Annotated in this window: 18 protein-coding genes; 10 read left to right on the top strand and 8 right to left on the bottom strand. The window is 61.2% G+C overall.

From position 1 onward, the window contains the following. Nucleotides 1–40: 40 nt before the first annotated feature. On the bottom strand, nt 41–1,021 hold the full coding sequence (gene msrP / locus ACP7B1_RS18065; RefSeq protein ID WP_346307439.1) for a protein-methionine-sulfoxide reductase catalytic subunit MsrP: 981 nt from the start codon (nt 1,019–1,021) through the stop codon (nt 41–43). Nucleotides 1,022–1,159: 138 nt separating this feature from the next. Beyond that, the gene (locus tag ACP7B1_RS18060; RefSeq protein WP_288193566.1) at nt 1,160–2,362 is read right to left on the bottom strand and encodes a pyridoxal phosphate-dependent aminotransferase; all 1,203 of its coding nucleotides are present in this window, start codon (nt 2,360–2,362) and stop codon (nt 1,160–1,162) included. Nucleotides 2,363–2,599: 237 nt separating this feature from the next. On the opposite strand from ACP7B1_RS18060, the gene ACP7B1_RS18055 reads away from it, so the two are divergent. Next, complete coding sequence (locus ACP7B1_RS18055; RefSeq protein ID WP_346307440.1) at nt 2,600–3,226, top strand: glutathione S-transferase family protein; 627 nt, start codon at nt 2,600–2,602, stop codon at nt 3,224–3,226. Here ACP7B1_RS18055 and ACP7B1_RS18050 read toward each other — a convergent pair. After that, complete coding sequence (locus tag ACP7B1_RS18050; protein ID WP_346307441.1) at nt 3,215–4,141, bottom strand: LysR family transcriptional regulator; 927 nt, start codon at nt 4,139–4,141, stop codon at nt 3,215–3,217. The genes ACP7B1_RS18055 and ACP7B1_RS18050 overlap by 12 nt on opposite strands. A 123-nt stretch (nt 4,142–4,264) precedes the next feature. Between ACP7B1_RS18050 and ACP7B1_RS18045 the strand changes: the two genes are divergently transcribed. Beyond that, the gene (locus ACP7B1_RS18045) at nt 4,265–5,296 is read left to right on the top strand and encodes an NAD(P)-dependent alcohol dehydrogenase (protein WP_346307442.1); all 1,032 of its coding nucleotides are present in this window, start codon (nt 4,265–4,267) and stop codon (nt 5,294–5,296) included. Nucleotides 5,297–5,507: 211 nt separating this feature from the next. Continuing rightward, nucleotides 5,508–6,929 (top strand): amidohydrolase, encoded by a 1,422-nt coding sequence (locus tag ACP7B1_RS18040; protein ID WP_346307443.1) that lies wholly within the window; start codon nt 5,508–5,510, stop codon nt 6,927–6,929. Between the two features lie 89 nt (nt 6,930–7,018). On the opposite strand, the gene ACP7B1_RS18035 is transcribed toward ACP7B1_RS18040, so the two are convergent. After that, nucleotides 7,019–7,231, bottom strand: coding sequence for a cold-shock protein (locus tag ACP7B1_RS18035; RefSeq protein WP_027233379.1), 213 nt, complete (start codon nt 7,229–7,231; stop codon nt 7,019–7,021). Nucleotides 7,232–7,564: 333 nt separating this feature from the next. Between ACP7B1_RS18035 and ACP7B1_RS18030 the strand changes: the two genes are divergently transcribed. After that, entirely contained in the window at nt 7,565–9,349 is a 1,785-nt protein-coding gene (locus ACP7B1_RS18030; protein ID WP_346307444.1) for an ABC transporter ATP-binding protein/permease, read from the top strand. 178 nt (nt 9,350–9,527) lie between these two features. Here the strand turns inward: ACP7B1_RS18030 and ACP7B1_RS18025 are convergent, their stop codons facing one another. Then, nucleotides 9,528–10,403, bottom strand: coding sequence for an NAD(P)H-binding protein (locus tag ACP7B1_RS18025; RefSeq protein WP_346307445.1), 876 nt, complete (start codon nt 10,401–10,403; stop codon nt 9,528–9,530). 218 nt (nt 10,404–10,621) lie between these two features. Here ACP7B1_RS18025 and ACP7B1_RS18020 point away from each other — a divergent pair, with 218 nt between their 5' ends. Continuing rightward, the gene (locus ACP7B1_RS18020) at nt 10,622–10,969 is read left to right on the top strand and encodes an ArsR/SmtB family transcription factor (protein ID WP_223612626.1); all 348 of its coding nucleotides are present in this window, start codon (nt 10,622–10,624) and stop codon (nt 10,967–10,969) included. Nucleotides 10,970–11,015: 46 nt separating this feature from the next. On the opposite strand, the gene carB is transcribed toward ACP7B1_RS18020, so the two are convergent. Next, a complete protein-coding gene (gene carB / locus ACP7B1_RS18015) occupies nt 11,016–14,498 on the bottom strand; it encodes a carbamoyl-phosphate synthase large subunit (protein WP_426137172.1) in 3,483 nt (1,160 codons plus the stop codon). A gap of 369 nt (nt 14,499–14,867) precedes the next feature. On the opposite strand from carB, the gene ypfJ reads away from it, so the two are divergent. Beyond that, the gene (gene ypfJ / locus ACP7B1_RS18010) at nt 14,868–15,812 is read left to right on the top strand and encodes a KPN_02809 family neutral zinc metallopeptidase (RefSeq protein ID WP_223612628.1); all 945 of its coding nucleotides are present in this window, start codon (nt 14,868–14,870) and stop codon (nt 15,810–15,812) included. A gap of 180 nt (nt 15,813–15,992) precedes the next feature. Here ypfJ and ACP7B1_RS18005 read toward each other — a convergent pair whose 3' ends face one another. Further along, nucleotides 15,993–16,715 (bottom strand): aspartate/glutamate racemase family protein, encoded by a 723-nt coding sequence (locus ACP7B1_RS18005; RefSeq protein WP_346307118.1) that lies wholly within the window; start codon nt 16,713–16,715, stop codon nt 15,993–15,995. A 146-nt stretch (nt 16,716–16,861) separates the two neighbouring features. Here ACP7B1_RS18005 and ACP7B1_RS18000 point away from each other — a divergent pair, with 146 nt between their 5' ends. The 3 genes from ACP7B1_RS18000 to ACP7B1_RS17990 all read left to right on the top strand — a co-directional run bounded on the left by ACP7B1_RS18000 (nt 16,862) and on the right by ACP7B1_RS17990 (nt 19,717). Further along, nucleotides 16,862–17,326: an Lrp/AsnC family transcriptional regulator gene (locus ACP7B1_RS18000; RefSeq protein ID WP_346307119.1), complete on the top strand. Its 465-nt coding sequence runs from the start codon at nt 16,862–16,864 to the stop codon at nt 17,324–17,326. A gap of 158 nt (nt 17,327–17,484) precedes the next feature. Further along, nucleotides 17,485–18,741, top strand: coding sequence for a TCR/Tet family MFS transporter (locus ACP7B1_RS17995; protein WP_346307120.1), 1,257 nt, complete (start codon nt 17,485–17,487; stop codon nt 18,739–18,741). 55 nt (nt 18,742–18,796) lie between these two features. Further along, complete coding sequence (locus tag ACP7B1_RS17990; RefSeq protein WP_346307121.1) at nt 18,797–19,717, top strand: aldo/keto reductase; 921 nt, start codon at nt 18,797–18,799, stop codon at nt 19,715–19,717. Here ACP7B1_RS17990 and carA read toward each other — a convergent pair whose 3' ends face one another. Continuing rightward, on the bottom strand, nt 19,718–20,941 hold the full coding sequence (gene carA, locus ACP7B1_RS17985; RefSeq protein ID WP_346307122.1) for a glutamine-hydrolyzing carbamoyl-phosphate synthase small subunit: 1,224 nt from the start codon (nt 20,939–20,941) through the stop codon (nt 19,718–19,720). Between the two features lie 298 nt (nt 20,942–21,239). On the opposite strand from carA, the gene ACP7B1_RS17980 reads away from it, so the two are divergent. Continuing rightward, a complete protein-coding gene (locus ACP7B1_RS17980; RefSeq protein ID WP_223612634.1) occupies nt 21,240–21,689 on the top strand; it encodes a GatB/YqeY domain-containing protein in 450 nt (149 codons plus the stop codon). Nucleotides 21,690–21,813 lie beyond the last annotated feature (124 nt).

Below are 21,813 nucleotides of genomic sequence, written 5' to 3'. Positions count from 1 at the left end.
GTCCGGCCTCTTTTCTTTTCCGGGGTATGTTTCCAAAAAATCAGCGATAGAGCGTTTCGTTTTCGAGCCCCGTGTAGAGGGACGCGACCTGATCGCCATAGCCATTGAACAATAGCGTCGGCACGGTTTCACCCGTGTGCAGCACACGCTCCTGCGCCTGGCTCCAGCGGGGATGCGCCACTGCCGGATTGACATTGGCCCAGAAACCGTACTCGTTCGATGCCAGTTCCTCCCAGAAACTTACCGGCCGCTTGTCGGTGAAGGTGATCCTGCGGATCGACTTGATCGACTTGAACCCGTATTTCCATGGCAGAGCGAGGCGGATCGGCGCGCCGAACTGGTTGAGCAGGGGCTTGCCATAGGCGCCCGTCACCAGGAAGGCGAGCTCATTGGCCGCTTCCGCCATGGTGACACCTTCCACGTAAGGCCATGTATAGAGAAAGCCGTTCTGGCCGCTGGCCATGGACGGATCGTTGAAGGTCTCGAAGCGGATGTATGTGGCCGAGGCGAGCGGTTTTGCCAGCTCAACCAGCTTGGCGAGCGAAAAGCCGGTCCATGGGATGGTCATCGACCATGCCTCAACACAGCGATGGCGATAGAGGCGCTCTTCCAGCGGGATTTTTGCTTCAAGATCGGCAAATTCGATGGTGAAAGGTTTTTCCACCATGCCGTCGATGTCGATCGCCCATGGGTTGGTGATCAGGCTCTGCGCTTCCGCATAAATCCCCTTGTCCGATCCGAATTCGTAGAAATTGTTGTATGTCGCGTTGATCTCTTCCGGTGTCAGGCTGCGGTCGAGCGTATAGGCGTCATTGCGTCTGGCCGGATAGAGCGCCGGATTGCCGGCGGGTTTATGCTCCGCTGCGGCGCGCGCTGCCTTTGGCAGTGCCGTGAGCGCAGCGGTTGCCAGCGCACCAAGGCCCCAGGCCTGCAGGATCGACCGCCGGTTGAGGAATGCCGCCTCGGGGGTTGCCAGGGCTTCGGCTATCGCCCAGGCGGGCTTGCGGTGAATGGCGGCCATAACTGTTCTTTCATCTCTGCGGCGTTGCGGTGGAAATATGCCATTTCCGTGCAAGAACGATCAACACAAAGCCGTGAAGCTTTTGCGGCAAAGAAAAGGGGCCGATGGGCCCCTTTTGTCTTCAATCCGGTCGTACGATCAGCGCAGGCTGGCGCAGAAGCGCTGGATGCGCTTGCCGGCTTCCTCGAGCTTGGCATCCGATGTCGCATAGGAAATGCGCAGGTTCGGTCCAAGGCCGAAGGCCGAGCCATGCACGGCGGCAACGGCTTCGCTCGACAGCAGTTCGCTGACGAAATCCTCGTCGGTTTCGATCACCTTGCCCGACGGCGCTGTCTTGCCGATGGCGGCTGCGCAGGACGGGTAGACGTAGAAGGCGCCTTCCGGCTTCGGGCACTGCAGCAGCGGTGCCTGGTTCAGCATGGAAACGATGAGATCGCGGCGGCCTTCGAACGCCTTCTTGAACACCGGCAGGTGTTCCTGCGTGCCATCCAGTGCCTCGACGGCGGCCCACTGCGAAATCGCACTGGTGCCGGATGTCTGCTGCCCCTGCACCATGTCCATGGCGTTGATCAGTGCCTGCGGTCCGGCGGCGTAGCCGATGCGCCAGCCGGTCATGGCATAGGCTTTCGACACGCCGTTCATGGTCAGCGTGCGGTCATAGAGGCTTGGCTCGACCTGTGCCGGGGTGACGAACTTGAAGTCGCCATAGGTCAGGTGTTCGTACATGTCGTCGGTGAGAACCCAGACATGCGGATGACGGACGAGAACGTCGGTGATCTTCTTCAGCTCATCCCAGCTGTAGGCGGCGCCCGAAGGATTGGACGGCGAATTGAGAATGACCCATTTGGTCTTCGGTGTGATGGCGCGTTCCAGATCTTCCGGCTGCAGCTTGAATTCATGCTGCTGCGTGGCCGAGACGATAACCGGCGTGCCGCCGCACAGCGCCACCATTTCCGGATAGCTCACCCAGTACGGTGCAACGCAGATGACTTCGTCGCCGGGGTTCAGCGTGGCGAGCAGCGCGTTGTAGATGACGTGCTTGCCGCCCGTGGAGACGATGGTCTGGCTCGGCTTGTATTCGAGTTCATTTTCGCGCTTGAACTTGCGGGTGATCGCCTCGCGCAGCGGCACGATGCCGGAAACCGGGGTATATTTGGTCTCGCCGCGGCGGATGGCGGCAATGGCGGCTTCCTTGATGTTGTCGGGCGTATCAAAATCCGGCTCGCCCACGGAGAGCGAGATCACATCCCGGCCCTCGGCTTTCAGATCTCGTGCTTTCTGGGTGATCGCAATCGTTGCGGAAACCTTCACACGGGAAAGGGCGTCGGCGAGGAATGCCATGGTATCGTTCTCCTGAAGCGGGTGTTTGACAAGGGGTAGCCGGTGTGCGGGTCTGCTATGTCGCAACAGGCGCGGAATCGCAAGCAAAAGCGTGCGCAAAAGGCTTCACATCGCGCTGTTTCTATGCAGGGTGTGACATGAAACATTCAAAGCATCACCGCCGTTCATGCGATGTTTCACGCAAACCGATGAGACCGGACACCAGCGGCGATTTTCGCCCGCCACAGGAGACCAGCCATGCCGATACTTTACTCGCAGCTCAGCTCCGGAAATTGCTACAAGCCGCGCCTGCTGATGGCGAAGCTTGGCCTGCCGTTCGAGCATGTGGCCATTTCATCGACGGACGGATCGACGCGAAAACCGGAATTCACCGCCAAGAACCCCAATGGCAAGGTGCCGCTGCTGGAGCTTGACGATGGCCGGTTCCTGGCGGAGTCCAATGCCATCCTGCTCTATCTGGCTGAGGGAACCCGGTTCATCCCCGATGATGCCTATGCGCGCGGCCTGATGTATCAATGGCTGTTCTTCGAACAATATACGCACGAGCCCAATATCGCGGTGCGCCGCGCCCTGCTTGTCTATCCCGAACGGGCGAAGGATGCGACGCCGGAACGGCTGGCGGCAACGCTGGAAGGCGGCAACAAGGCGCTGCTCGTCATGGAACAGCAGCTGCAGAAGACGCCCTATTTCGCCGGTGACGTCATCAGCATCGCCGACATCGCGCTCTATGCCTATACCCACGAGGCCAACCAGGGCGGCTATGACCTTTCCGCCTATCCGTCCGTGGCGAAATGGCTGAGCCGGGTTGCCGGTGACGAGGGCCACGTGCCGATCACCTGGCTGCCGGAGGCGTCAGGCGGCTGATTTGATTTCGCCGTCCGTGCCGGTCATGCCGGGCAGGCGGGAGGCGAGGGCGTCGATGAGTACGCGCATGCGCGCCGGCATGAAGGGCGCCCGCGGCCAGACGGCATAGGTGTCGAAAACCAGCGGTTCGACGTCGGGCAGAACCCGGACAAGACTGCCGCTGTGCACCCGTTCGCGAATGAGCCAGCAGGGCAGCCACGCGAGCCCCATGCCCGCGACCGCCATATCGGCGGCGGTATCCAGATCATCGAGGATCAGCCGGGTGCGGGCCGGGGCCGCATAGCTACCGCCCTTGCCGTCAGGGAAAAGCCAGGGCCGGGTGTTGCCGTCGCGGCCATAGACGATGGAGTCGTGCCCGGCGATATCCTCGATGGTGCGCGGGGTTCCGCGTGCGGCGAGATAGGACGGCGCTGCACAGATGGTCATGCGCTGGCGTGCGATGCGGCGGGCGGTGAGGACGGCGCTGTCCGGCAGGACCGCGTTGCGGACGACGAGGTCATAGCCTTCCTCGATCAGGTCCACCGGCCGGTCGGTGAAAGACACGTCGAAGCGCAACGCCGCGTATTGGCGGGAGAGGTCGGCGATGACGGGCGCCACGCAGTAACGGCCGAATATCACGGGAACGCTGATGCGCAGGCGGCCAGCCGGTTGTTCCCTGTCGGAGGCCAGGGCGCCTTCCGCCATGTCGAGTTCCGCCAGGATGCGCACACAATGCGCGTAGAAGGCGTTGCCGTCGCTCGTCAGCGTGAACGCCCGCGTGGTGCGATGGCAGAGACGCACGCCAAGCCGCTCCTCCAGCCGGGCGACCGCCTTGCCGACGGCCGAGCGCGACAGGTGCAGTTTTTGCGCGGCGGCGGAAAATCCGCCGGCATCCACCACCGTGACAAACTCCTGAATACCTGCAAGCCGGTCCATTCTTCGCTCCATTGTAGAATAGAACGATACAATAATGGGTGGAATGGGCGCAACTGCATCGTGTTGCGATCATATAAAACGCTGTTCTCACCCCGGCTGGCGGGGCATGCAAGGACAGAGATGATGACGAAGACGATGAAACGCTGGACGCTGAATGGCGCCGGACGCGACAATCTCAAGCTGGTCGAGGCCGAGGTGCCAACGCCGGGGCCCGGTGAAATCCTGGTCAAGGCCGCAGCGGCTTCCCTCAATTACCGCGACAAGCTGCTGGTCGATCTCGGCTTTGGATTGCCGGCACCCCAGACGGAACCGCTCACGCCGCTGTCGGATCTGTCCGGCACGGTTGCGGCGGTCGGCGCCGGCGTGACGCGCTTTGCCGTGGGCGACCGCGTCATCTCGACCTTCCTGCCCGACTGGATCGATGGCAATGGTCCCGGCACGGCGCGCGATCCCAATGGCCGCACCCTTGGCGGGCCGATGCAGGGGGTTCTGGCCGACTATGTCGTGCTGCACGAGGACTGGGCGGTGCGGGCGCCGGACACGCTGACCGGTCTCCAATCCAGCACGCTGCCCTGCGCCGGCCTCACCGCATGGACCGCCCTGGTCGAACGCGGCAGGCTCAGGGCCGGGCAGACCGTGGTCGTCATCGGAACCGGCGGCGTGTCGATCTTCGGCATGCAGATTGCGCTGATGCATGGGGCAGAGGTTATCGTTGTCTCCGGCGACGACAAGAAACTCGCCTGGGCCCGGGAACTTGGTGCCCATCATGGGATCAACCGCCAGAAGGAGGATTGGGTCGAAGCCGTCTACCGGCTGACCGGCGATCGCGGCGCCGACCACATCCTTGAGACGATCGGCGGCGTCCATCTCGACAAATCCCTGCACGCGGCGGCGGTCGGCGGACGCATTTCGCTGATCGGGGTGATCGACGGTTTTGAGATATCCGGCGGCTTTGGCCCGTTTGCCCGCAAGCGTGTGGTCGTCGAGGGCATTCAGGTCGGGCACCGGCGGGCATTGGAGGATCTGGTTGCCGCGTTCGAACTGTCGGGTGCTACCCCCGTCATCGATGCCGTTTACACCATGGCGGATTTTGCCGACGCGCTCGATCATCTGGACCGCGGACCGTTCGGCAAGGTGGTTGTCGAGATCGGCTGAGGGCGCCGAGATTCACAATCGGCAGGCTCGATCCGAGCTTGCCGATTGTATGCAGTGAATATCCTGAACGAACGGTTGCATGGGGCATGGTTTCATTCTGCCAATGGCCAGGCTCCGTTCTTGACAGCGCCCCGGGTTGGGGTACCATCCTGTTTTATTGCATTTGAACGAATTTTATTGCCTCTCATTTTCAGCACGAAGGTTGATTGCCATGAAATTATTCACGCCCGCAAAGTCTTCTTCACCGCAGCGATTTGTAGCCGAAGCCATTGATGACGTGCTTGAGCGCCGTCAGTTCCTCAAGACCCTATGTGCCTGTTGCGGATTGTTCGCGCTGGGCGTCTCGCCACTGCACGCCGCATTGAATATTGAGCCCGCCCCGGCGCGAAAGATACACGGCGTCTTCGATGTGCAGGCGCGTGACATCGAAGAACGGATGATTGCCTGGCGGCGGGATATCCATGAAAATCCGGAACTGGGCAACCAGGAGGTCCGCACCTCGGCGCTCGTGGCGCAGCACCTGAAGGCGCTTGGCTATGACGTCCGGGAGAAAGTCGCCACCACCGGTATTGTTGCGGTTTTGAAAGGTGAGGCGGGGGCAGGTCCGGTCATTGCCCTGCGTGCCGATATGGACGCCCTGCCTGTCGAAGAAAAGACCGATGTATCGTTTGCATCCAAGGCGCGGGCAATCTGGGATGGCGATGACGTGCCTGTCATGCATGCCTGCGGTCATGATTGTCACGTGGCCATCCTGATGGCCGCCGCTGAAATCCTCGCGCAGAACAAGGCACATCTCAAGGGAACGGTAAAGCTGCTGTTCCAGCCTGCCGAAGAGAAACTGCCGAGGGGTGAGGTCGGCGGCGCTCGAAAGATGCTGGAAGAGGGCGCCTTCGCTGATCCGAAACCCGATGTTGTGTTTGGCTTGCATGTCGGCAGCAATCTTGCTGCCGGAATGGTTGGTTATTGTTCCGGTCCTGTCACTGCAGGGTCCGATGCTTTTCGGCTGACGGTGAAGGGCAAGCAGACGCATGCCGGGGCCCCCTGGAATGGTATTGATCCCATCGTCATCGCTTCGGAAATTGTATCGTCCATGCAGACGCTGGTCAGCCGTGAAACCGATGTCGTGCGCGAGCCGGCGGTTCTCAGCGTCGGCGTGTTCAAAGGCGGGACACGCTACAACATCATCCCTGCCAAGGTGGAACTGGCAGGCACGCTGCGCACCTCGGCCGAGCGGCAACGCCAACACATGATGGAGCGCTTCACCGAACTGGCGACGCTGGTCGCCCAGGGCATGGGGGGTGAAGCAGAGGTTATCTGGGAGGCGAACGGCTATCCGCCTGTCATCAACAACCCGGAACTGACAACCAGGATGGCCCCGACGCTTGCCCGTGTTGCCGGGATAGACAACACGAAGCTGGTCGAGCGCGGCATGGGCGGCGAGGACTTCTCCTATTTCGCGCAGGCCGTTCCCGGCTTTTTCTTCAGGGTCGGGATCACGGGCAAGGGGCTGGATCCGCGCGAAGTGCCGGCCAACCACTCCGATCTGTTCCTGGTCGATGAAAGCGGCCTCATCGTCGGCTTGCGCGCCATGCTGCAACTGGTGGCTGACTACTCCGAAAGCGATATCGTCTGAGCCAGCCCGGAAATGCAAAAAGGCGGGATCAAAATCCCGCCTTTCCAAATTTGTATATTCGAAAACCTGTCGATTTTCGCGTGCGGCGATTAGCCGGCAACGCTGAGGTTGTCAGCGGACGACTTGCCCGAACGACGATCCTGTACGATTTCGTAGTTGACCTTCTGACCGTCATTGAGGCCGCGCAGTCCTGCGCGCTCAACAGCGGAGATGTGTACGAATACGTCTGCACCGCCGGTGTCAGGCTGGATGAAACCATAGCCCTTAGTGCTGTTGAACCATTTCACTGTTCCCGTAGCCATGGGAAATTCCTTTCAGAGATATAAGACAGGCAACATACAGCTATGCTGCCCAGGGAATCGAACCTATGCAATGGAGTTCATCAGGAAGCGCAACGGGTTACGCAGGTCGCAAAGTCACTCGACCGATAAATCGATGCGGGATACATAAGACAGAATCGGAGCCGAAACAAGCGGGATTCAAATCAGCCGCATGTGCCCGTCACGCGCCCGCCCTTGACCGGGCGGAATTCAGCCTTACTTCCCTTGGGTAAATCCGGCGCTTTATCCGGTGCAATCCAATCAACAATGATAAAGTGGAGAGGCCGAATCACGGTCGTCCACGGGGGCTAGCTCATGGCGGAAGACAAACAGAGCAAGACGTCCGCCATCGCCGTTGCCGGCGAAGTACAGGCGGGCCTGCTTTCTCAGCTCCGCGTTATCTTGCATGTCTACTGGATATCACCCGTCCGCAACCGGCTCGTCCTGCTGCTGCTCAGCATGTTTGCCATCATCATCATCACCTCCGCCGGCCAGGTTCGTCTCGTGCAATGGAACGGGCGCTTTCTCGACGCGCTTTCCCATCGCGATTTCACCGCGTTTCTCAACGAACTGCTGGTTTTTCTGGGCATCGCCATCTGCCTGTTGATTCTGGCTGTCGGGCAGACCTGGTTCAATCAGATGACCCGCATGAAACTGCGCGAAGGTCTGACCCGCGACCTCATCGGCGAGTGGCTGGTTCCCCGGCGGGCCTTCAAGCTGTCGAATTCCGGGCCGATCGGCGTCAATCCGGATCAGCGTCTGCACGAGGATGCGCGCCATCTTGCCGAAATGTCGACCGACCTCGGCTTCGGCCTGTTGCAGGCCTCCATTTTGATGATGAGCTTCATCGGCGTGCTCTGGGGCCTGTCCAGCGGCTTCATCTTCAACGTCTCCGGCCACAGTTTTTCCATTCCGGGCTATATGGTGTGGGCGGCCATCCTCTATGCTGGATCCGCTTCATCCATCAGCTGGTTTGTCGGGCGCAAGCTGATCAAGCTCAATGCCGACCGCTACCAGCGTGAATCCGACCTGCGCTTTTCGCTGATGCGCGTCAACGAGCACATCGATGCGATTGCGCTCTACCGGGGCGAACAGGATGAAAAGGTCCGGCTTGGCCTGGATGTCGATTCGCTGCTCGCCGCTATCCGCCAGCTGGTAACGGCCTGGACGCAGCTCGTATGGGTGACCTCCGGCTATGGCTGGTTCACGCAGGTCGCCCCCTATCTGGTGGCCGCCCCGGTATATTTTGCCGGTAACCTGTCATTCGGCGGTCTGATCATCGCCGTCGGCGCCTTCAATCAGGTCCAGGCATCGCTCAAATGGTTCGTCGACAATTTCAGCGCCATTGCTGACTGGCGCGCCACGCTGTTGCGCGTGACGTCATTCCGGCAGGCGGTCCAGTCGATGGACACGCTGAACAGCGTCGAGCAGCGCATCAAGTTCTCCCAGTCGGAAGGCAACCAGCTTGTTTTCGATACGCTCAAGATCACGGCGCCGCTGGCAACCGTGCGCCTGAAGGAGAAAAAGGCGGTCGTCAATGCCGGCGAACGGGTGCTGATCACCAGCGAACCCGGCATCGACAGGACATTGCTTTTCCGTGCGATTGCCGGTCTGTGGCCATGGGGTGCCGGCAATATTGCCCTGCCGAAAGACACGGCGATCCTCTATATGCCGCGCTCGCCCTATTTTCCGCCGGGCAGCCTGCGCGAAGTCATGTCCTATCCGCTTGGGAAGGATGCCTTTCCCGACAGCGAACTCATTTCGGCGCTGCATGAGCTCGGCCTGGACCGCCTCAAGACCATGCTCGACTTCCGCTCGCGCTGGGACCGCGAACTGAGCGACGACGAGCAGCAATCCCTGGCCTTTGCCCGCCTGATGCTGCACAAGCCGGATTGGGTGGTCATCGACGAGGCGCTGGATGCCATGGAAGCGGGCGCACATGACCGGGTGATGGCCGTGCTGCGCGACAAGCTCGCCAAGTCCACCGTGGTGCATATCGGGCGCGAGGACATGAGCAACCACGTCTTTTCCAAGGTGCTGCACTTTGTCAGCGATCCCACGGGACACGGCATGGAAGCGGAAGGGCTGAGCGGCGTCTAGGCGCTTTGCCGCTGCGCCATTTGTGGTGCGTGGTTCGACAAGCTCACCATGAGGGATGGAGTCGGCTGCAGGGAGCTAAGTTCTGCAACGTTTGTGATTAACCTTGCACCAAACCACCTCCCTCATGGTGAGCTTGTCGAACCACGCACGCCAAATAACATGCCGTCTTGCTATTGCCTCACATGAACAGCGGGGCATGCTCCTTGACCCAGTGGCTGAAGCGGCGGGGCGGGCGGCCGATGACCTGCTGGACGCTTCCGGTGACGGCACGCCCTTCCGGCGGCGGATTGCTGTTCCATGCCACGACATAGTCGATGACGTCTTCGCCGATGCCGAGTTCGCGCATGGATTGCCGCGTGTGCTCCTCGCTCACCTCGATATAGCGGATCGGCTTGCCCGTCACCGCGCTGATCGCTTTGATTTTGTCCGGTATGGTCAGGACTTCGCAGCCCGTCAGCTTGAGGGTCCTGCGGGCGTGGCCGCCATGGCTGAGAATCCGGGCGGCGACCGCTGCCACATCCGCCTCGTGGATGAGGGTTCTTGCCGTGCTGCCATAGGGCTCGCGCACGATATTGGCCGACTTGATGCTCTTGATCCAGCCAAGCGTGTTGGACATGAGGTCGACGGGCTGCAGGATGGTCCATTCCAGATCGCTCGCCTCCACCGCCTCCTCGACGCTTCCGGTCCGCCCGTCGCTGAGCACGCAGATGCGCTGCACACCCTCCCAGCGCGCCAGCTGGATAATCTCGGCGCCGTTGTCGAGAGGCGTGTAATCGTCGCCGCCGATGGTGATGAGATGCATGCCGGCCACGCCGGCAAGCGCCCGTTCGAATGTTTCCGGCCGCGTCAGGTCGCCCTCGACCACCTCGACGCCCGCGGGCAGATTGGCGCGCCGCGCATCGCGGGTGAGCGCCCGCACGAGATAGCCGTTTTCCAGCAGTTCATTGACGACGTGCCGGCCGACATTGCCCGTCGCGCCTGTCACAAGAAACCGTTTTGCCTGAAACAGCCGGAGAAACTGTGCGTCTGTAAGTCGTTCGATATCGGTCAACATGCGTGCTCCTGAGTGGATGGATTCCGGGCGGAGTGAAGCTTATAAAACCTCAACTTAAGTTGAGGTCAATCGCGGATGCAGGTCATTTTGTCCAAGCTCCGGCGGGTCTGGTTTCCGCTCTTTGCTGCCGTTACCATCGGCGTGCCGAATCTTGACAAGGCCCGGGCTTTGCAATATTAAACTATTTAGTTATTTAACCAATAGGTAATGTAAAAAATATGACGCCTGACCGTCTCAGTGGCATTCTGGCCGCGCTCGCCGATCCGACGCGGCGCGCCATTCTGGCGCGGCTAGCCGAAGGTGAAACATCCGTTACCGAACTGGCGGCGCCGTTCGATATGAGCATGCCTGCGGTTTCAAAACATCTGAAGGTTCTGGAGCGGGCTGGGCTGATTGCCCGCGGCCGGGCGGCGCAGTGGCGCCCCTGCCGTCTGGAAGCCGGGCCGTTGCGCGAAGTGTCGGACTGGCTCGACCATTACCGGCGTTTCTGGGACGAGAGCCTCGACCGGCTCGAGGATTATCTGCAGGCGCTGCAGAAGGGCGACCCCGAAGGAACGCCCAACTGAGTGAGGGAAAATCCGGTCACGGCATGGGCCGCGACCGGAGCAAGTGTCAGAAATAATCCTGCAGCGGGCGCACTTCGAGCGAGCCTGCCTTGAGTGCCGCAATGGCTTCGGCCACCGCATCGGCACCCGACAGGGTGGTGTAGTAGGGCACCTTCTGCATCAGCGTGGCGCGGCGCAGCGATTTTGAGTCCGAGATCGCCTTGGCGCTGTCGGTGGTGTTGAACACCAACTGCACCTGCCGGTTGCGGATGGCGTCCTCGACATGCGGACGGCCTTCCTGGACCTTGTTGATCTTCTGCGCGGCAACGCCGTTTTCCGCGAGGAAACGCGCCGTGCCGCCGGTCGCCAGCACCTTGAAGCCAAGATCTGCCAGCCGCTTGACCGGCGCAAGAATGCGCTGCTTGTCCTCGTCGCGCACCGAGACGAACAGGGTGCCGTCACGCGGCAGGTCGACACCGGCACCGAGCTGCGCCTTGGCAAAGGCCAGCGCATAGTCGTAGTCGAGGCCCATCACTTCGCCGGTCGAGCGCATTTCCGGTCCGAGCAGGATGTCGACGCCGGGGAAACGGGCGAAGGGGAAGACAGCTTCCTTGACGGCGATGTGCTTGCGCGCGGTGCCGGACGGCTTGCCGCCATAATTGGCCAGCGCCTCGTCCAGCGTTTCGCCCGCCATGATGCGCGCGGCGATCTTGGCGATCGGCTTGCCGATGGTCTTGGCAACGAAGGGTACCGTGCGCGAGGCACGCGGGTTAACTTCCAGCACATAGATCGTGCCGTCCTTGATGGCGTATTGCACGTTCATCAGGCCGACAACGTTGAGGGATTTTGCCAGCGCGGCGGTTTCTGCCTCGAGCTGGGCAACGATGTCAGCCGAAAGCGAATGCACCGGCAGCGAGCAGGCGCTGTCGCCCGAGTGAATGCCGGCTTCCTCGATATGTTCCATGATACCGGAAACCCAGGTGTTCTTGCCGTCGCACAGGCAATCCACATCGACTTCGATGGCTTCGCTGAGATAACGGTCGAACAGCAGCGGGTTCTTGCCGAGCAGGGTGTTGATCTGGCCGGTCTTGTCGTTCGGATATTTCTGCTTGATGTCTTCCGGCACGAGTTCGGGAACCGTGTCGAGCAGATAGCTCTGCAGGGCACGCTCGTCATGGATGATCTGCATGGCGCGGCCGCCGAGAACATAGGACGGGCGCACCACCAAGGGGAAACCGAGTTCACCGGCAATGGTGCGGGCCTGTTCCACGGAATAGGCGATGCCGTTCTTCGGCTGCGTCAGGTCGAGCTTGATCAAGAGCTTCTGGAAGCGGTCGCGATCCTCAGCCAGATCGATGGCATCCGGCGAGGTGCCGAGGATCGGGATTCCGGCCTTCTCCAGCGCATCGGCGAGCTTGAGCGGTGTCTGGCCGCCGAACTGGACGATGACGCCGTGCAGTGTCCCGGCGGTCTGTTCGGCGCGCAGGATTTCCAGCACGTCTTCGGCGGTCAGCGGCTCGAAGTACAACCGGTCCGAGGTGTCATAGTCCGTTGATACCGTCTCGGGGTTGCAGTTGATCATGATGGCTTCGTAGCCGGCATCGCGCAGGGCGAAGGCGGCATGGCAGCAGCAATAATCGAACTCGATGCCCTGGCCGATCCGGTTGGGGCCGCCGCCGAGGATGACGACCTTCTTACGGTCGGAAACCTGGGCTTCCGAGGCGAGGGCACCGGCGAAGGGCACTTCATAGGTCGAGTACATATAGGCGGTCGGCGAGGCGAACTCGGCCGCGCAGGTATCGATGCGCTTGAAAACGGGGTGCACGTCAAGCTTCTTGCGCAGCTTGACCACCTCGTTGGGGTCGACTTTGGCCAGGCTGGCGAGACGGGCATCGGAGAAGCCCATGCCCTTCAGCATGCGCAGGTTCTGTGCGTCCTGCGGCAGGCCGTGCTCGCGCACACGCTCTTCCGTGGCGATGATTTCCGCCATCTGCTGCAGGAACCACGGATCGATCTTGCAGCCCTCGTGCACTTCCTCGACGGAAAGGCCGAGGCGCAGCGCCTGGGCCACCATGCGCAGGCGGTCCGGCGTCGGCGTGCCGATGGCGGCGCGGATGGCATTGTTGTCGCTGCCTTCGCCAAGGCCGGGAATGGCGATTTCATCGAGACCGGTGAGACCGGTTTCAAGGCCGCGCAGCGCCTTCTGCAGCGATTCCTTGAAGGTACGGCCAATGGCCATGACTTCGCCGACGGATTTCATTGCCGTGGTCAGCGTCGGCTCGGCGCCGGGGAATTTCTCGAAGGCAAAGCGCGGGATCTTGGTCACGACATAGTCGATGGACGGTTCGAACGAGGCCGGGGTGGCGCCGCCGGTGATGTCGTTTTCCAGTTCGTCCAGCGTGTAGCCGACGGCGAGCTTGGCGGCGATCTTGGCGATGGGAAAGCCGGTAGCCTTGGACGCCAGCGCCGAGGAGCGCGACACGCGCGGGTTCATTTCAATGACGATCAGGCGGCCGTTTTCCGGATTGACGGCGAACTGCACGTTCGAACCGCCGGTCTCGACGCCGATCTCGCGCAGCACCGCAATCGAGGCGTTGCGCATGATCTGGTATTCCTTGTCCGTCAGGGTCAAGGCCGGGGCAACGGTGATGGAGTCTCCGGTATGGACGCCCATCGGATCGATGTTCTCGATGGAGCAGATGATGATGCAGTTGTCCGCCTTGTCGCGGACGACCTCCATTTCATATTCCTTCCAGCCGAGAACCGATTCCTCGATCAGCACTTCGGTGGTCGGCGAGGCATCGAGACCGCTGCCGATGATTTCGTAGAATTCTGTGCGGTTATAGGCAATGCCGCCGCCGGTGCCGCCCATGGTGAAGGAGGGGCGGATGATGGCGGGCAGGCCGACATGGTCGAGCGCCGCACCGGCCATGCCGAGCGCGTGCGAGACGTAACGCTGCTTGCGGTCGCCTTCGCCCAGCTGCCATTCGGTTTCGAGCTTGTCGAGCGCCGCATCAAGTTCGGCGCCGGAATATTTGGCCTTGACGATTTCGCGCTGCTCCTTGTGCAGGCGGCGGTCGAGGTTTTTCACGTCGGTCGCATTGGCCAGCATGGATTTGGGTGTTTCCAGGCCGATCTTGGCCATGGCCTCGCGGAAAAGCGCGCGGTCCTCGGCCTTGTCGATGGCTTCGGCATTGGCGCCGATCATTTCGACATTGTAGCGGTCAAGCACGCCCATGCGGCGCAGCGACAGGGCGGTGTTCAGCGCGGTCTGGCCGCCCATGGTCGGCAGCAGGGCGTCCGGACGCTCCTTGGCGATGATCTTGGCGACGACCTCAGGGGTGATCGGCTCGATGTAGGTGGCATCGGCCAGTTCCGGATCGGTCATGATGGTGGCCGGGTTGGAATTGACGAGGATGACGCGGTAGCCTTCCTCCTTCAGGGCCTTGCAGGCCTGCGTGCCGGAATAATCGAACTCACATGCCTGACCGATGATGATCGGTCCTGCGCCGATGATCAGAATAGATTTGATGTCGGTGCGTTTTGGCATGGCTTCTTCCTATCAACAGCGTGCTGCACAAAAAACCGCACGGACTTGACCGTACGGGCAGACACAAAATTCCTAATGCGAGGCTAAGGCTGCCTTATAGGCAAAGCGATCGGATTACGTAACCCCAAAAACGCGCAAATCCATGCTTTTTCGCCGCAGTTTCGGATGGAAAAGGAATGCGGCGGCGCTTTGTGCTCATCCTGCTCCGAAACAACGGGCGGACTCTGCATTATTCGGTCATGAAAATTGATTGGGAATCCATTGCAGCCAGCAGTTGAAAATAGCATCGTGCATGGAACAAATAAGGAGCTATACTGTTGATGTGCAACATATCGGCGGCATGGCCGAGGGTTCATCTGGAGGTGGGGAATGCGCTGGCAAGGCGGTAGGCAAAGTGACAATGTTGAGGACCGCCGCACCGATGGTGACGATGGCGGCACACCCGGCGGCATGGGCAATGGCGGCGGCTTCCGCTTTCCCAGCGGCGGCGGCATACAGTCCGTGCGCGGCGGCGGCATATCCGGTATCCTTGTCCTTGCGGCCATTTTCCTGTTCCTGAAATTCTGCACCAATATCGATCCGATGCAGATTCTGGTGGATGGCGGCATGATGGATCAATCATCGCCGGGACAAAGCCAGAGCCAGTCGCCCGCCTCGCGCCCGACGGCGCAGGCCAATGACCAGATGACGCAGTTCGTCAAGACCGTCCTGGCCGAGACCGAGGATGTCTGGAGCGGCATTTTCCAGGCGGAGGGCAAGCAGTATCCGCCGCCCACCCTGGTGCTGTTTAATGGACAGACCCGTTCGGCCTGCGGTTCCGCCAGTGCGGCCACCGGACCGTTCTATTGTCCGGGCGACCGCAAGGTCTATATCGATCTGAATTTTTACAACGAGCTGGACAAGAAGTTCGGCGCGTCGGGCGACTTTGCCCAGGCCTATGTGCTTGCCCATGAAGTGGGCCACCACGTGCAGAACCTGATCGGCGTCCTGCCGAAGTTCAACCAGATGCGCCAGAACATGAGCGAGGCCGACGCCAATGCCATGTCGGTGCGGGTCGAACTGCAGGCGGATTGCTTTGCCGGTATCTGGGGGCATTTCACCCAGCAGAAGGGTATTCTGGAAGCGGGCGACCTGGAGGAAGCGCTGAATGCCGCCAAGCAGATCGGCGACGACACCCTGCAGCGCAAGATGCAGGGCTATGTGGTTCCCGAAAGCTTCAACCACGGCACGTCTGCCCAGCGCAGTTCGTGGTTCAAGCGCGGCTTCGACAGCGGCAAGCTCGACAGCTGCGATACGTTCAGCGGCGCGATCTGATAAGACGCGCGCTGCATGATGAGTGGTGCGTGGTTCGACAAGCTCACCATGAGGGAGGTTGAGAGTTGCAGGGAGCCTTATTCCGCGACGTTCGCGATTGGCATGCAGCTAACCCACCTCCCTCATGGTGAGCTTGTCGAACCACGAACCACGCACCTGCAAGCTTGAAATCACAAGAGGCTAAACGGCGGTCTGCTGATCCGTGAAATCCCGTCCCAGCGCCAGCGATACGGCGGCCTCGGAATGGATCGTGGTCGAATCGAACACCGGCAGGGCGACATTGTCATCGGTGACGGAGAGGCAGATTTCGGTGCAGCCGAGAATGACGCAGTCGGCTCCGGCTTCCTTGCCGCGCACGATGATCTTTTCCAGCGCCTGGCGGGACTCTTCCGTCACGATGCCGCGGCAGAGTTCGTCAAAGATCACCGCGTGGACTTTTGCCCGGTCGATTTCGTTGGGAACCATAACCTCGATGCCGAATGCATCGCGCATATAGTCAGCGTAAAATCCGTGTTCCATGGTGTAGCGCGTCGCCAGCAGCAGCGGGCGTTGCTTGCCGGCGGCGGCAAGCACCCGGCCGGTTTCCTGCCGGATGTCGATCAGCGGAATGCTGACGGCACCTGCTACCTCGTTGGCAACAAGGTGCATCGTGTTGGTGCAGATGAGAACGCAGTCGGCGCCGGCCGCTTCAAGTCGCCTGGCTGCATCCGACAACAGCGCAGCGGCATCGCCCCAGCGGTTGCTCTTCTGCAGGGCGACGACTTCGGAGAAATCCAGCGACTGCAAGGCCACCTTGGCGGAGGCAAGGCCGCCCAGCCGGGCGCGGACGGCTTCGTTGATCTGCCGGTAATAGACGGCCGTGCTTTCCCAGCTCATACCGCCAATCAGCCCAATCGTGCGCATTCTCATTCTCCCATGGAAGTCATTGCGGGAATAATAGTTCAGATGCCGCGCGAACGGTTCGCAAAGTTTGCGGATTAAATCTGTCGTCACGCAAAAGATTGGCGTATATTCAGGCCGCAACGCCGAAATATTGCGCAGGAATGGATATGCTCGACCATCGTGACCGTAAAATCCTGGATTTGCTGCAAGCGGATTCGTCCATTGCCGTGTCGGATCTGGCCGACCGGGTCAGCCTGTCCGTCTCCGCCTGTTCCCGCCGCATCCAGCGTCTGGAGGAAGAGGGCTATATCGCCCGCCGCGTCGTTCTGCTCGACCGGCCGGTGATGGGGCTGCCGACGACGATGTTCGTCATTGTCCGCACCGCGCGCCATTCCGCCGACTGGCTCGAGCAGTTCCGCGCCGCGATCATCGATATCCCCGAAATTGTCGAAGTGCACCGGATGACCGGCACCTTCGACTATATCCTCAAGCTCGTTCTCCCGCGCGTCGAAGCCTATGACGGCATCTACAAGGCGCTGGTGGAAAAGGTCGAGTTTTTCGACATATCCGCTTCGGTTTCGATGGAGACGTTGAAGGCAACCACCGCCCTGCCGACCCATTATGCCAGGTAGGGATGTGGCAGCATATGTCAGGAGATATTGGCCCGGCGCACAATCGGGACCTATTTTCCCGATTTTCTGACTATGTTCACGTATTGTTTCGCTCGTGGAAATCGATTATGAGCATTTTCCGGATCAATTTCGTTCCGGAACGCCAAAAGTGAGTTTCGATGATTGATCCTGTCCTTGCCAAGCGCGGGCTGACTCTTGTCTTTGTCATGCTCCTTATGGATGTCATCGGCATCGCGATCATCGTGCCGGTCATGCCAGCCTATCTCGAACAGCTGACGGGATCGGATGTCAGCCACGCGGCCATTGACGGCGGTTGGCTGCTGTTTGTCTATGCCGCGATGCAGTTCGTTTTTGCCCCGCTGATCGGCAATCTGAGCGACCGTTTCGGCCGCCGTCCGGTGCTGCTTGCCTCGGTGTTCACCTTTGCCATCGACAATCTGATCTGCGCGCTCGCAACGAGTTTCGGCATGCTGTTCATCGGCCGCGTGCTGGCGGGCATCAGTGGCGCGAGCTTTTCCACCGCCTCCGCCTATATCGCCGATGTCAGCACGGACGAGAACCGCGCCAAGAATTTCGGCCTTCTCGGCATTGCCTTCGGCGTCGGCTTTATCCTCGGTCCGATCATCGGCGGCTTGCTCGGCGAGTTCGGTCCGCGCGTGCCGTTCTTCGGTGCGGCGCTGATCGCCTTCCTGAATTTTCTCGTGGCCTATTTCTTCCTGCCGGAAACGCTTGCAACGAAGAACCGCCGGACGTTCGACTGGAAGCGCGCCAATCCGCTCGGCGCTCTCAAACAGATGCGCGGCCACCGGGGGATTCTGTGGATCGGTCTCGTCTTCTTCATGCTCACCCTTGGCCACATGGCCTATCCCTCGGTGTGGTCGTTCGTCAGCGCCTATCGCTATGACTGGAACCAGCGGGATATCGGCCTGTCGCTCGGCGTGTTCGGCATGGGTGGCGCGCTGGTCATGGGTTTCATCCTGCCGCGCGTCGTCGCCCGCTTTGGCGAGTGGCGGACGGCGGTGATCGGGCTGGTTTTCACGGCGCTCGGTTTCTTCGGCTATGCAGCGGCGTGGCAGGGCTGGATGGTCTATGCGGTCATCGTCGCGACCTGCCTGGAAAGCCTGGCGGATCCAGCCATGCGCAGCATCGCCGCCACCAAGGTTTTGCCGTCGGAGCAGGGCGAATTGCAGGGCGCGATGACCAGTCTGTTCAGCATCACCAATGTGATCGGCCCGCTGATTTTTACCCAGATTTTTGCGATGTTCACCGCGCCGGCGGCATCGGTCGCCTTCGGCGGCGCCCCCTATGTGCTCGGCGGGCTCTTCGTGGTGATCGCCGTCGCCGTGTTTGTCCTGCGGGTGGAAAAACCTGCCATTGCCGTGCATGAGCCGCTGGAACAGGCGGCAGCTATTTGACTGGCCGCCCCTTTGCGCTATGCAACGGGTCCCACCCGCCGAAACGAGGTTTTCCATGTCCATTGAAAAACGTATTCCGCTCAATTCCGATGGTCTGTCGCTGTCCCGGCTGGTGCTGGGCGCCTGGCGGCTGCTCGATCAGGGCGCAGAACCATCCGCGGCTGAGGTGGCACGCCTGATCGACGAGGCGATTGCGCTTGGCCTGACCAGTTTCGATCACGCCGATATCTACGGTAATTATGGTGTCGAGGCGGCTTTCGGCGCCGGTCTTGCCGGCTGGAGCGGCAAGCGCCAGTCGATCGAGCTGATCACCAAATGCGATATCATGCTGACCTCGGACCAGCGCCCAGAAAACCGGGTGAAGCATTACGATACGAGTGCGGCGCATATCAAGGCGTCCGTCGACCGCTCGCTGCAGAATCTGAAGACCGATTATATCGACGTGCTGTTGCTGCATCGCCCCGATCCGCTGATGGATGCGGATGACACGGCGGCGGGATTGCAGGCGGTTGTGAAGGCCGGAAAGGTGCGCGCCGTGGGCGTGTCGAATTTCACGCCGCCGCAGATCGATCTGCTGGCATCGCGCCTGCCATTTCCTGTGGTAACGAACCAGATCGAAATGTCGGTGACCGCCACCGAGCCGCTCACCGATGGCAGTCTCGACCACGCCCAGCGCCTGCGCTATGCGCCGATGATCTGGTCACCGCTTGGCGGCGGCAGCCTGTTTACCGGCACGGGCGAGCAGGAGCAGCGCGTGCGCGCCGCGTTGCAGGCGGTGGGGGGTGAACTCGGTGTCGATGATATCGCGGCGGTTGCCATTGCCTGGCTGTTGCGCCATCCGGCGCGGCTGGTTCCCGTGCTCGGCAGCCTGAAGCGGGAGCGTCTGGCGAAAATGGTGGCGGCGCTCGATATCACGCTCGAGCGCCAGCAGTGGTTTGCCATCCTGAAAGCCAGTACCGGCCGGGATGTCGTCTGATCAGGCGGCCTGATCGCGCTCGGGCAGGGGCGCAAGACCCTGACGGGCGCGGATCAGATTGGCGAAGCGGCGGAACAGGTAGTGTGAGTCCTGCGGGCCGGGCGAGGCCTCCGGATGGTGCTGCACCGAGAAGATGGCCTTGCCGGTGACGCGCAGGCCGCAATTGCTGCCGTCGAACAGCGAGACGTGGGTTTCCTCCACGCCATCGGGCAGTGAATCCGCATCAACGGCAAAGCCGTGGTTCATCGAAACAATCTCGACCTTGCCGGTGGTGTCGTCGCGTACCGGATGATTGGCGCCATGGTGGCCCTGGTGCATCTTCTTGGTGTCGCCGCCGAGCGCCAGTGCCAGCATCTGGTGGCCGAGGCAGATGCCGAAGACGGGAATGTCGGTCTTGATCAGGTCCTGGATGGCCGGAACCGCATATTTGCCTGTGGCGGCGGGATCGCCGGGGCCGTTCGACAGGAAAATGCCGTCGGGCTTGTGGGCAAGCACGTCGTCCGCCGTCGCCGTGGCCGGAACGATGGTGACCTTGGCGCCGAGCCCGGCGATGAGACGCAGGATGTTGCGCTTGATGCCGTAATCGATGGCAACCACGTGGAATTCCGGCGCGATCTGCTGGTCAAAGCCTTCGTTCCACACCCATGGCTTCTCGGTCCAGACCGAGCTTTGGCCTGATGTGACGTCCTTGGCCAGATCGAGGTCGAGCAGGCCGTGCCAGGCGGCGGCGCGTTTGGTCAGGGCCGGAATGTCGAAATTGCCGGCGGGATCGTGGGCGATGACGCCATTGGGCATGCCCCTTTCGCGGATGAGTGCGGTAAGCGCACGGGTATCGACACCGGCAAGCGCGATCACGCCGCGCGCCTTCAGCCAATCGTCGAGATGTTCGGCGGCGCGGTAGCTCGAAGGCGCCGTGATGTCAGCCTTGAAGATGGCGCCGACGGCACCGGCGCGGTTGGCCGGGGTCAGGTCTTCGATGTCTTCCCGGTTGGTGCCGACATTGCCGATATGGGGGAAGGTGAAGGTGACGATCTGGCCGGCATAGGAGGGGTCGGTGAGGATTTCCTCATAGCCGGTCAGCGCGGTGTTGAAGCAGACTTCCGCCTCGCAGGCGCCGGTTGCACCCAGTCCCTTGCCCTCGATCACCGTTCCATCGGCCAGAACCAGCACCGCTGTCGGTTTGAATTCTGTCCAGGCTGCGGTCTTTGCACCTGCGTCTGTCATTATCGGGGCGGTCATGCGGCACTCCTGCGTGGGCTTGCGTCGTCGTTCTTCATTGGGCATTGAAAAATGCCGTTCGGTATTCCATATGACATGGCTGAACGCGGTGGTCGATTGACCTTACCACCGCTGCAACAACCCAAAATGTCTGGCTAGGTCACGGACCTTAGAGAAAACCGCGCTTCCGGTCAATTGCGACACGACAACTCTTCGTGGAAATCGGTGCCGAACCGGTTCGCCGCGATGATTGATTTCGTTCGGACCCGCCGGTAGGCTGCGCGGACAACAGGAGAGTAAAGCCATGCGCGATACCATCGCCGGGGCACTGACAACCGCCATCAAGGCACAGGACAAGCGCCGCGTCTCAACGCTGCGCCTGATCATGGCCGCCATTCAGGATCGGGATATTCTCAATCGCGGATCGGGCAAGGACCCGGTCACGGGCGATGAAATCAGCGCGATTCTGGCCAAGATGATCAAGCAGCGCGAGGAATCCGCGAAGCTCTACGAGGACGGCAACCGGCTTGAGCTTGCCGAGCAGGAGCGCAGCGAGATCGAGATCATCCGGGGCTTCCTGCCCAAGCAGCTGGGCGACGAGGATATCCGCCAGGCCTGCTCGCAGGTCATCGAGGAAATCGGCGCGGGCGGCCTGCGCGACATGGGCAAGTGCATGAATGCGCTGAAGGAAAAATACGCCGGCCAGATGGACTTCACCAAGGCCAGCGGTATCGTCAAGGAAATCCTGCAGTAAGCTGCTGACACGGCACGCACAGCGGATGGGATGCGCCGGGCGCGGCATTGCCTTGCCACGCCCGCGATCGCATCTGGCCATTGCAAAAGAGGAAAGACGGGCGGTCCCTGGAACGCGGGTCTTG

It is taken from the genome of Phyllobacterium sp. SL163 (genome assembly GCF_049896885.1).
Taxonomy (GTDB): domain Bacteria; phylum Pseudomonadota; class Alphaproteobacteria; order Rhizobiales; family Rhizobiaceae; genus Phyllobacterium; species Phyllobacterium calauticae.
The sequence above is the reverse complement of the archived record's forward strand: the minus strand, read 5'-3'. Positions and strand labels throughout refer to the sequence as shown.

What these genes read in the sequence shown, in the direction of transcription:
- msrP (WP_346307439.1), bottom strand. Translation starts at nt 1,021, where the DNA reads ATGGCCGCCATTCACCGCAAGCCCGCCTGGGCGATAGCCGAAGCCCTG.
- ACP7B1_RS18060 (WP_288193566.1), bottom strand. Translation starts at nt 2,362, where the DNA reads ATGGCATTCCTCGCCGACGCCCTTTCCCGTGTGAAGGTTTCCGCAACG.
- ACP7B1_RS18055 (WP_346307440.1), top strand. Translation starts at nt 2,600, where the DNA reads ATGCCGATACTTTACTCGCAGCTCAGCTCCGGAAATTGCTACAAGCCG.
- ACP7B1_RS18050 (WP_346307441.1), bottom strand. Translation starts at nt 4,141, where the DNA reads ATGGACCGGCTTGCAGGTATTCAGGAGTTTGTCACGGTGGTGGATGCC.
- ACP7B1_RS18045 (WP_346307442.1), top strand. Translation starts at nt 4,265, where the DNA reads ATGACGAAGACGATGAAACGCTGGACGCTGAATGGCGCCGGACGCGAC.
- ACP7B1_RS18040 (WP_346307443.1), top strand. Translation starts at nt 5,508, where the DNA reads ATGAAATTATTCACGCCCGCAAAGTCTTCTTCACCGCAGCGATTTGTA.
- ACP7B1_RS18035 (WP_027233379.1), bottom strand. Translation starts at nt 7,231, where the DNA reads ATGGCTACGGGAACAGTGAAATGGTTCAACAGCACTAAGGGCTATGGT.
- ACP7B1_RS18030 (WP_346307444.1), top strand. Translation starts at nt 7,565, where the DNA reads ATGGCGGAAGACAAACAGAGCAAGACGTCCGCCATCGCCGTTGCCGGC.
- ACP7B1_RS18025 (WP_346307445.1), bottom strand. Translation starts at nt 10,403, where the DNA reads ATGTTGACCGATATCGAACGACTTACAGACGCACAGTTTCTCCGGCTG.
- ACP7B1_RS18020 (WP_223612626.1), top strand. Translation starts at nt 10,622, where the DNA reads ATGACGCCTGACCGTCTCAGTGGCATTCTGGCCGCGCTCGCCGATCCG.
- carB (WP_426137172.1), bottom strand. Translation starts at nt 14,498, where the DNA reads ATGCCAAAACGCACCGACATCAAATCTATTCTGATCATCGGCGCAGGA.
- ypfJ (WP_223612628.1), top strand. Translation starts at nt 14,868, where the DNA reads ATGCGCTGGCAAGGCGGTAGGCAAAGTGACAATGTTGAGGACCGCCGC.
- ACP7B1_RS18005 (WP_346307118.1), bottom strand. Translation starts at nt 16,715, where the DNA reads ATGCGCACGATTGGGCTGATTGGCGGTATGAGCTGGGAAAGCACGGCC.
- ACP7B1_RS18000 (WP_346307119.1), top strand. Translation starts at nt 16,862, where the DNA reads ATGCTCGACCATCGTGACCGTAAAATCCTGGATTTGCTGCAAGCGGAT.
- ACP7B1_RS17995 (WP_346307120.1), top strand. Translation starts at nt 17,485, where the DNA reads ATGATTGATCCTGTCCTTGCCAAGCGCGGGCTGACTCTTGTCTTTGTC.
- ACP7B1_RS17990 (WP_346307121.1), top strand. Translation starts at nt 18,797, where the DNA reads ATGTCCATTGAAAAACGTATTCCGCTCAATTCCGATGGTCTGTCGCTG.
- carA (WP_346307122.1), bottom strand. Translation starts at nt 20,941, where the DNA reads ATGACAGACGCAGGTGCAAAGACCGCAGCCTGGACAGAATTCAAACCG.
- ACP7B1_RS17980 (WP_223612634.1), top strand. Translation starts at nt 21,240, where the DNA reads ATGCGCGATACCATCGCCGGGGCACTGACAACCGCCATCAAGGCACAG.